Below are 8,361 nucleotides of genomic sequence, written 5' to 3'. Positions count from 1 at the left end.
ACCAAACTCCTGCGTTTAATCTTTTTTTATTGCTGACTGCAATTTACAATCTTTACATGACTATGTGTACCGCGCAAAAACCGAAAAAAAGGCAAAAAAAAGACACCCTTGCGAAGAGCGTCTTACAACGATTCTTTCATGATATTTTTGTCGATATCAATCAATTCCATATAGCCTTTCCCCCACTCATACATGGCTTCAAGAATAGGCATGAGGCTTTCTCCGTGCGGGGTCAGAGAATATTCAACCTTCGGCGGGACAACCGGATACACTTCCCTGTGAACAATCATATCCTGCTCAAGCTCTCTCAGCTGATTCACGAGGATCTTCTGCGTAATATCAGGAATCAATGTTTTTAATTCATTGAACCGTTTTGTGCCTTCTTTTCCTAAATGCCACAAAATGAGCATTTTCCATTTACCGCCAATCACTGCAAGCGTTAATTCCTTCTCACAATTAAACCTTTTGTCGTCCATCCGGCTCAATAGAATCCCCCCTTAGTAACCTTTTTGTATGTTAGATACGTATCATCACTTACTTACTTTTTTGCAGACTCTTTTTTCATTATACTCACTCATAAAATTAAGCGAAAGAAATCTGATTGCCTCTCCTCACAGTATCCTCCAAGTAACTTGTTGACTTTAAAGTGCCTACTTCTCAACAAAAGAGGGAACCTATAGAATGGACAATAATTCGAAAAAGGGAGTGGATCAACAATGGAATTACAGCTTGCATTAGACCTCGTCAACATCCCAGAAGCCATTGAGCTAGTCAAAGAGGTAGAACAATACATCGACGTAGTTGAAATCGGAACACCGGTCGTCATTAATGAAGGCCTAAGAGCCGTTAAAGAAATAAAAGAAGCATTTCCTCAATTGAAGGTTCTTGCAGACCTGAAAATCATGGATGCCGGAGGCTACGAAATTATGAAAGCGTCGGAAGCAGGCGCTGACATCATCACCGTTTTAGGTGCTACAGACGATGCAACGATTAAAGGCGCAGTAGAAGAAGCCAAAAAACAAAAGAAGAAAATCTTAGTGGACATGATTAACGTGAAAGATATCGAATCCCGTGCGAAAGAAATTGACGCACTCGGTGTTGACTACATCTGCGTCCACACTGGCTATGATCTTCAAGCAGAGGGTAAAAACTCTTTCGAAGAATTAACGACAATCAAAAATACCGTAAAAAACGCAAAAACCGCAATCGCGGGCGGCATCAAACTTGATACATTGCCAGAAGTGATCCAGCAAAAGCCTGACCTTGTCATTGTTGGGGGCGGAATTACAAGCGCAGCTGATAAGGCAGAAACAGCTTCAAAAATGAAGCAGCTTATTGCCCAAGGATAAATCAGATGAAAACGACTGAATACGTAACGGAAATTCTCAATGAGTTACACCGTTCAGCGGCTTATATTTCTAATAAAGAAGCTGACCAGCTTGCCGATCACATTCTTTCGTCCAATCAAATTTTCACTGCGGGCGCAGGTCGTTCTGGCCTGATGGCAAAATCCTTCGCAATGAGATTGATGCACATGGACTTCAACGCCCATATTGTCGGTGAGATTCTCACTCCGCCGCTCCGCGAAGGAGATCTAGTTATTATCGGCTCAGGATCAGGCGAGACAAAAAGCTTGATTCATACCGCAGCAAAAGCAAAAAGCTTACACGGAATTGTTGCCGCTTTAACCATCAATCCGGAATCAAGCATCGGAAAACAAGCGGACCTCATCATCAGAATGCCTGGTTCTCCTAAAGACCAGTCAAACGGAAGCTATAAAACCATTCAGCCAATGGGATCATTATTTGAACAAACTTTGCTGCTCTTCTATGATGCAGTGATTTTAAAACTCATGGAGAAAAAAGGACTCGATTCTGAAACTATGTTCACTCACCACGCAAACCTTGAATAGCATCACACAACCGGCCTGAAGATCAGGCCGGTTTTATTTTTTCTAAAATAAAACTTTAAACCTAAAAACCCGATAAGTAATATGACCTACAAATCATAAAAGGAGGAATTATGTTGATAAAACGACTTAAGATGAAGCTAGGAACTAAAATTCTTTGCCTTGTTTTCGTGGTTATTCTTTTGTTTTCGGCATCAGTTGGCACTGTGATGCTTAAGGAAATTACAGAAAGCATGAAACAAATGGCAACTGAAAAAGCGAAAGGTGATCTCGCTTTAAGCAGCACTTATATTGATGATGTCGTGTCAGGCGACTGGCAGGTGAAAAACAATAAGCTCTATAAAGGGCAAACACAAATCAATGGAAATGAAGATATTGTTGATCTGCTTGGTGAAAAAACAGGTGATACAATTACCATTTTCCAAGGCGATACTCGTGTTGCAACCAATGTCATGAAGAATGGCGAAAGAGCTGTCGGCACCCAGGCTTCTTCTGAAGTTATTGCCGCTGTTTTAAAGAAAGGAAAGCGTTTTTACGGACAAGCAGATGTAGCAGGTTCTTCTTATCAGACTGCATACATGCCTTTAAAAGATCAAAATGGGAACATCATCGGCATGCTGTATGCCGGAGCTAATCAAAGTATTTTAGCATCACTTACACAATCACTTTTCACTCAATTCGCTATCGTTCTTGTTATCGTCATTATGGTATCAGTCATCCTTGTCTTGGTTTTCACCAGAAAAATCAACAAGCGGCTGAACTCTTTAAAAAGCGCCTTTGAAAGTGCCGGAAACGGAGATATGACAATAGAGGTGTCAGACAAAACCGGTGACGAGCTATCAGAACTAAGCAACTATTATAATAAGATGAGAATGAAGCTGAACGATACCATACAAACCGTACAACAATCAGCCCTTCAGCTTGCGTCAGCCTCTCAGCAGCTCTCAGCCGGAGCAGAGGAAACAAATCAAGCTTCAGAAAAGATCACAGAAGCTGTACAGCAGATTGCAAATGGAGCCCAAGATCAGATCGCCCGAATTGAAAACAGTGAAAGCTCATTAAAACAAGCTTCAGCAGACATCCGGGATATTTCTGCAAATACTGCCGCTATCGCTGACAAAGGGCAGCTCGCTCAATCAAAAGCAGACATTGGACAAAAGGAAATTGCAAATGTACAGGCGCAAATGGATGCGATTCACCAGTCAATTCAGAAAAGCGGAGAAATCATACACCAGTTAGACGGCCGCTCTAAACAAATTGAGCAAATTTTATCGGTCATCACCCAAATTGCCGATCAGACAAACCTGCTTGCGCTGAATGCAGCGATTGAAGCTGCCAGAGCCGGTGAACAAGGAAAAGGCTTTGCTGTTGTTGCTGATGAAGTACGGAAATTAGCAGAAGAGTCTCAACAGTCTGCGGGACAGATTTCAAAACTGATCATAGAAATACAAAAGGATATGAACCGGTCTGCAAGATCTGTTGAGCATGTGAAAACAGAAGCTGCAGAAGGAGTCACCATGATCCAGCGCACCAGAGATGCATTTAAGGAAATTGCAGCTGCAACAGGTGAAATCAGCGCCGAGATCAGTGATTTATCAGCATCTGTAACAAACATTTCAGCCAGTGCACATCAAATAAATGATTCCTTTGCAGCCAATACGGCCGACATTAAAGAATCTACTAAAAATACCCGGCAAGCGGCTGCATTAACAGAGGAGCAATTTGCTGCAATGGAGGAGATTACCGCAGCTTCTGAAACGCTTTCTCAATTAGCTGAGGAGCTTACCGGTATCATAAGCCAATTTAAAATGATTAATCAAGCCGAAAACGGCTGATGACTTACTATCATTATTGTAAATTGGCAATCGTATTTTGCTGAAAACAAATATTTCGACCTGCTAAAATTACGATTTCTGCAATAAACTGAGCGTAAAACATAAAATTTAAACCTTTACACCAAATGCTTTCTGGATTACTCTTGTGTCAGTTTTAAAAGCGGGAGGTGAACATCACGACGGACATCATAAAAACGATACTTCTCGTCATCGTCATCATAGCAGCTGCAGCTGTCGGCCTGATAAAAGGAGACTTTTTCTCAGCTGATCAAAAAACGTCTCAAACGAAAGAATATGATGAAACAATCGCCTTCCCATCTGACCGGTATCCAGAAACCGCCAAGCATATTAAGGATGCGATAAATGAGGGGCACTCAGAGGTGTGCACTATTGACAGAGACGGAGCTGAAGAACGCCGCGAGCAATCATTAAAGGACGTACCTTCCAAAAAGGGGTATGACAGAGATGAATGGCCAATGGCCATGTGCAAAGAAGGCGGTGAGGGAGCTTCTGTAGAATACATTTCTCCCGCTGACAACCGCGGAGCAGGCTCTTGGGTCGGGCATCAACTTACCGATTACCCAGACGGCACAAAGGTTTTATTCACAATTCAGTAAACAGTACATAGAGGAGGAACAGCACATTGATCAAATCATGGAAGCCGCAAGAACTTTCGATTTCATATCATCAATTTACTGTATTTCAAAAGGATTCTACACCTCCTGTAATGGATTGGACTGACGAAGCGATTGAAAAAGGATATGCTGCGGCAGACGGAGCCATTTCCTTTGAGGCACAGCGAAATACAAAGGCCTTTATTCTTTTGCGCCTGAACAGTTCAGAAACAGTAAACTCCTACGAAACAAAAGTGACTGTTCCTTTTCATGTCACAGAAAACGGAATTCATATTGAAAGCATTATGTCTAAAAGACTGTCCTTTGATCTCCCTAAAGGAGACTATCAATTGACATGCTGGACTGTGCCGGCTGAAATGTCAGATTTGCACGCCGACACTTATATTATTGATGCTGTTTCTGTGTAATGAAAAACCCCTGAGAGAATAACTCTCAGGGACTCTTTATAAACTTTCTCCGTTCGTCTTGATGACACCTTGATACCAATAAAAGCTTTTTTTCTTCAAGCGTTTTAAATCGCATGTGCTTTCTTCATCACGATTGACATATACAAATCCGTATCTTTTTTGGTAGCCGTTCAGCCAGCTTAACAGGTCAGTAAACGACCAGCTGCAATAGCCGATTAAATCGACACCGTCACTGATGGCTTGTCTGCATTGCTCAAGATGCGAACGTAAATAATCAATTCGATAATCATCCTGTACAGTACCGTTCTCAACTTTATCAAATTCACCCAAACCGTTCTCTGTTATAAACACTGGAAGCTGATAGCGGCTTGTAATTCGGCGAAGACCGATACGCAGCCCAATTGGGTCAATTGTCCAATCCCAGTTGCTCGTTGTCAGATGCGGATTTTTTTTCGTTTTGAACACTCCGGGTATCCCCGTCTCCTGATTGGTTCCCTTTTGGCCTGTCGTATTCATTTTCCCTTCAGACACACCATCAAGCGGATTTCGTTCATAGGTGATTGTCTGATAATAATTGACACCTACAAAATCAGGCTTCCCTTTGGCAAGCAGCTCCATATCTCCTGCTTCGATTGTTGGCGCCCATCCCTGTTTTTCCAAGTAGCGGAATGGAATTTGCGGGTAGGTTCCCCAGCAATACATGTCAAGCCACCAATTGTTCGTAAATTCTTCGGCGTTTTCAAATGCCAGTATATCCTCTGGATGGCTTGATAAAGGGTAAGCCGGAGAATAAGCAAAGCTAGGACCTATTTTGCCTTCAGGCACATATTCTCTAAATGATTCGATGGCTTTTGCATTAGCCAGAAACGCAATATGGTTTGCTTCGTAAAATCGTTTTCTGTCTTTCACTCCAGGCGGATGCATGGCTGTAATAAATCCGTGATTAAAATTGTAGTTCTGTTCGTTTAACGTAACCCAATATTTCACCCTGTCTCCAAAACGTTTATAAAGAGTAATACAGTAGTGATTAAAATCCTCTATGATGTTTCTGGATTCAAACCCGCCGTATTCGTCCATAAGCGCTTGAGGCAAATCCCAGTGATATAAAGTCAGAACCGGCTCGATGTGATGAGAAAGCAATTCATCAATCAGACTATCGTAAAACGCTAGACCTGCTTCATTGATCTCTCCTTTTCCTTTTGGAAAAACCCGTGGCCAGCTGACGGAAAATCGATATGCTTTTAACCCCATCTCAGCCATCAGAGCGACATCTTCTTTAAATCGGTGATAATGGTCAACCGCAATGTCGCCATTGGTTCCTTTAAACGTTTTGCCCGGTATTTTCGTAAACACATCCCAAACAGAGGGGCCCTTGCCATCTTCATTCCAAGCGCCTTCAATCTGGTACGCTGCAGAAGCAGAGCCCCACAAAAAATGTTTCGGAAAAGATTCTGGATGCTGGTGAATCATAGTGTTTATCACTCCTGAATTATTTGATAAACCTATCATAGGCTATGAAACGCGTTTCATATCAACTCGATGTTAGTCGCGGAACAGCTCAGCTAATATTTTTTCTCTTTGTCCAAGAAAATATCGTGTTAATTGAACATGCTCTGTATTCTCATATTCAATATGATGTATTCTTCCACCATCAAAGCTTAAAATATTAGCATTGGGATAGCCCAGTAGGATTGGGGAGTGAGTCGCAATGATCATCTGTACATTTCCGCCCTTCACCAAATCATGTATAACTCTCAAAAAAGCTAATTGTCTAGCTGGAGAAAGTGCTGCTTCTGGCTCATCTAAAAGGTAAATCGCTTTCTCTTTAAAACGATGACGGAATAGAGACATAAAGGACTCTCCATGTGATTGATTGTGTAGCGGCCTCCCTCCATAGGAACGGTATGGCTGAGGAGCATCTAGTTCCATCTCATCCAGATGAAGAGAAAGATGATAAAACGATTCAGCCCTTAAGAAGAAGCCATTTGTTACCTTTGGAAGCCAAGATAAACGTATGTAATCTCCTAAATGGGAATCTGACTCCCGTAATTCATAGACATTATTTCGGCTTCCGCCCGCTGTATTGAATTCACACTTATCTGCTATCGCTTCAAGCAAAGTAGATTTTCCAGATCCATTTTCCCCCACAAAAAAAGTCACTTGGCTAGTAAATAAGATGTCATTTAATTGACTTATAGCCGGGATAGTAAAAGGAAATCTGTCAAAGTCCAAAATCTTATCTCGAAGAAGAGTAACCTTTTTTAAAAACATAGCATCTCCTTTCTATACTCAGTTAAATAATATATTGAGAAAGATCTTCTGCATCCATAAAAACATAGCCCATCCTAGTATTCCAACACATAATGCAAACCAAAACGGCACATGAATTTTTAGCAAAAAAGCCAAAATAGCTAGTAAACAAACTGTAGCTGGGATTCCTGTAAGCACACCAGATGCAAATTGACTTAATTGAGCTGTTTTTTCACCTTGTATTTGCATCCAAAAAAGGCTTAATAAACTGACCAAGGGCAAAGCGGCAATGATGCCGCCATAGGTCGGATGTCTTTTTGATATTTCAGTAACAAAACCGATAATCAACGCAGAGATGATTACTTTACTTAAAACTGCCATTGTTTAGCTTCCCTACTTAAAAGTTCAAATGCCTGTTCAAGTAATTCCTTTTCTGATGTGCTCATTCGTTCAATCATTTCTTTTAATTTCTCTTTATCTAGCTGTGTGTGCTGTTCAAGAACAGATCTTCCTTCTTGTGTTAAGAAAACTAAAACTTTTCGTTCATCCTGTTGACTTCGCCGTTTAGCTATAAATCCCTTTTGAATCAAACGTTTAGTATGCTCTGACGCTGTATTGTGAGAGACAGACAAGTATTCAGCCAAAGCTCCTATTGTCGCCTCACCTTGCTTTTCAATATGCTGCATAATCCGTATTGCCTGGTGAGAAATATTATCTTTATGTTGATAATGTAATAAATAATAAATATCTGTCCACTGCTGATTAAGTTTAGAGATTAAATCCATTTCCATCATTATACACCCCATTTATATCTTATTATAAGATATAATCAACAAAAGCGATATATTTTTTCGGAAAATTCATTCAGTAACTTTTAACAATAAAAAAGCACCCAATTCCCATTGGATGCTTTCCATCTTAATGTCTTTTTTCAAATTTATGCGGATGAGGATGATGCTTTGGAACAAAGCCGTTTTGTTTCATCATTTCAAAGTGTTTGTCCAAGTGATTTTTGATGTGTTCTCCTCTTTCTTTAGGCAGGATACCGTATTGTACATACTTTGAGATCACGTCTTTGCGCTTTTTAAGAATCTCTGCTTCCAGTTGTTCAATCTCTTTCTTTTGCTGATCTGTCAGTGTAACATTTGCGGGAGGCTGCTGCTGTTTTTCAGCGGCCTCAGCTGTACCGGTCAGAGAAATGACAGCCGCTGCAATGAACATTGTGATGATGTTGATCGTTATTCGTTTCATCCAGTTTATTCCTCCAATCCTATTTTTCATATGGTTTGCTGCCTTGTATTTTTTATGCATAAAAATAAAAAGAG

The 8,361-nt window shown here is 40.8% G+C and carries 11 protein-coding genes; 5 read left to right on the top strand and 6 right to left on the bottom strand.

Annotation, left to right across the window (positions count from 1 at the left end; all coding sequences use genetic code 11):
* Positions 1-122: 122 nt before the first annotated feature.
* Positions 123-485 (bottom strand): transcriptional activator HxlR, encoded by a 363-nt coding sequence (gene hxlR, locus AC0OMA_RS02030; protein ID WP_015482783.1) that lies wholly within the window; start codon positions 483-485, stop codon positions 123-125.
* 231 nt (positions 486-716) lie between these two features.
* Between hxlR and hxlA the strand changes: the two genes are divergently transcribed.
* The 5 genes from hxlA (at position 717) to nin (ending at position 4,786) form a co-directional block, all read left to right on the top strand.
* Entirely contained in the window at positions 717-1,349 is a 633-nt protein-coding gene (gene hxlA / locus AC0OMA_RS02025; RefSeq protein WP_063336040.1) for a 3-hexulose-6-phosphate synthase, read from the top strand.
* Positions 1,350-1,354: 5 nt separating this feature from the next.
* Positions 1,355-1,912, top strand: coding sequence for a 6-phospho-3-hexuloisomerase (hxlB, locus tag AC0OMA_RS02020; protein ID WP_474221848.1), 558 nt, complete (start codon positions 1,355-1,357; stop codon positions 1,910-1,912).
* A 110-nt stretch (positions 1,913-2,022) separates the two neighbouring features.
* A complete protein-coding gene (gene tlpC / locus AC0OMA_RS02015) occupies positions 2,023-3,744 on the top strand; it encodes a methyl-accepting chemotaxis protein TlpC (RefSeq protein WP_474221847.1) in 1,722 nt (573 codons plus the stop codon).
* 167 nt (positions 3,745-3,911) lie between these two features.
* Positions 3,912-4,361 carry a DNA-entry nuclease gene (gene nucA, locus AC0OMA_RS02010; RefSeq protein WP_014475770.1) on the top strand — a complete coding sequence of 150 codons (450 nt, stop codon included), beginning with the start codon at positions 3,912-3,914 and terminating at the stop codon, positions 4,359-4,361.
* A gap of 26 nt (positions 4,362-4,387) precedes the next feature.
* A complete protein-coding gene (gene nin / locus AC0OMA_RS02005) occupies positions 4,388-4,786 on the top strand; it encodes a DNA-entry nuclease inhibitor (RefSeq protein WP_015252845.1) in 399 nt (132 codons plus the stop codon).
* 36 nt (positions 4,787-4,822) lie between these two features.
* Here the strand turns inward: nin and bglC are convergent, their stop codons facing one another.
* The 5 genes from bglC to AC0OMA_RS01980 form a co-directional block, all read right to left on the bottom strand.
* Positions 4,823-6,256 (bottom strand): 6-phospho-beta-glucosidase, encoded by a 1,434-nt coding sequence (gene bglC / locus AC0OMA_RS02000; protein WP_181218200.1) that lies wholly within the window; start codon positions 6,254-6,256, stop codon positions 4,823-4,825.
* 72 nt (positions 6,257-6,328) lie between these two features.
* Positions 6,329-7,057, bottom strand: coding sequence for an AAA family ATPase (locus AC0OMA_RS01995; RefSeq protein ID WP_021481826.1), 729 nt, complete (start codon positions 7,055-7,057; stop codon positions 6,329-6,331).
* A gap of 18 nt (positions 7,058-7,075) precedes the next feature.
* Positions 7,076-7,417, bottom strand: a complete 342-nt coding sequence (locus AC0OMA_RS01990; protein WP_032724911.1) for a DUF3147 family protein — start codon at positions 7,415-7,417, stop codon at positions 7,076-7,078.
* On the bottom strand, positions 7,405-7,827 hold the full coding sequence (locus tag AC0OMA_RS01985) for a MarR family winged helix-turn-helix transcriptional regulator (RefSeq protein ID WP_181218387.1): 423 nt from the start codon (positions 7,825-7,827) through the stop codon (positions 7,405-7,407). The genes AC0OMA_RS01990 and AC0OMA_RS01985 overlap by 13 nt, the downstream gene beginning before the upstream one ends.
* A 127-nt stretch (positions 7,828-7,954) precedes the next feature.
* Positions 7,955-8,287 carry a YckD family protein gene (locus AC0OMA_RS01980; protein ID WP_015252849.1) on the bottom strand — a complete coding sequence of 111 codons (333 nt, stop codon included), beginning with the start codon at positions 8,285-8,287 and terminating at the stop codon, positions 7,955-7,957.
* Positions 8,288-8,361: the final 74 nt, after the last annotated feature.

The organism is Bacillus sp. AMCV2 (genome assembly GCF_056033925.1).
This window is presented reverse-complemented; position numbering and strand designations above follow the sequence as displayed.

Bases quoted from the DNA above. Each gene is read 5' to 3' on its own strand.
- AC0OMA_RS01995 (WP_021481826.1), bottom strand. From the start codon at position 7,057: ATGTTTTTAAAAAAGGTTACTCTTCTTCGAGATAAGATTTTGGACTTT.
- hxlA (WP_063336040.1), top strand. From the start codon at position 717: ATGGAATTACAGCTTGCATTAGACCTCGTCAACATCCCAGAAGCCATT.
- AC0OMA_RS01985 (WP_181218387.1), bottom strand. From the start codon at position 7,827: ATGGAAATGGATTTAATCTCTAAACTTAATCAGCAGTGGACAGATATT.
- hxlB (WP_474221848.1), top strand. From the start codon at position 1,355: ATGAAAACGACTGAATACGTAACGGAAATTCTCAATGAGTTACACCGT.
- bglC (WP_181218200.1), bottom strand. From the start codon at position 6,256: ATGATTCACCAGCATCCAGAATCTTTTCCGAAACATTTTTTGTGGGGC.
- AC0OMA_RS01990 (WP_032724911.1), bottom strand. From the start codon at position 7,417: ATGGCAGTTTTAAGTAAAGTAATCATCTCTGCGTTGATTATCGGTTTT.
- tlpC (WP_474221847.1), top strand. From the start codon at position 2,023: ATGTTGATAAAACGACTTAAGATGAAGCTAGGAACTAAAATTCTTTGC.
- AC0OMA_RS01980 (WP_015252849.1), bottom strand. From the start codon at position 8,287: ATGAAACGAATAACGATCAACATCATCACAATGTTCATTGCAGCGGCT.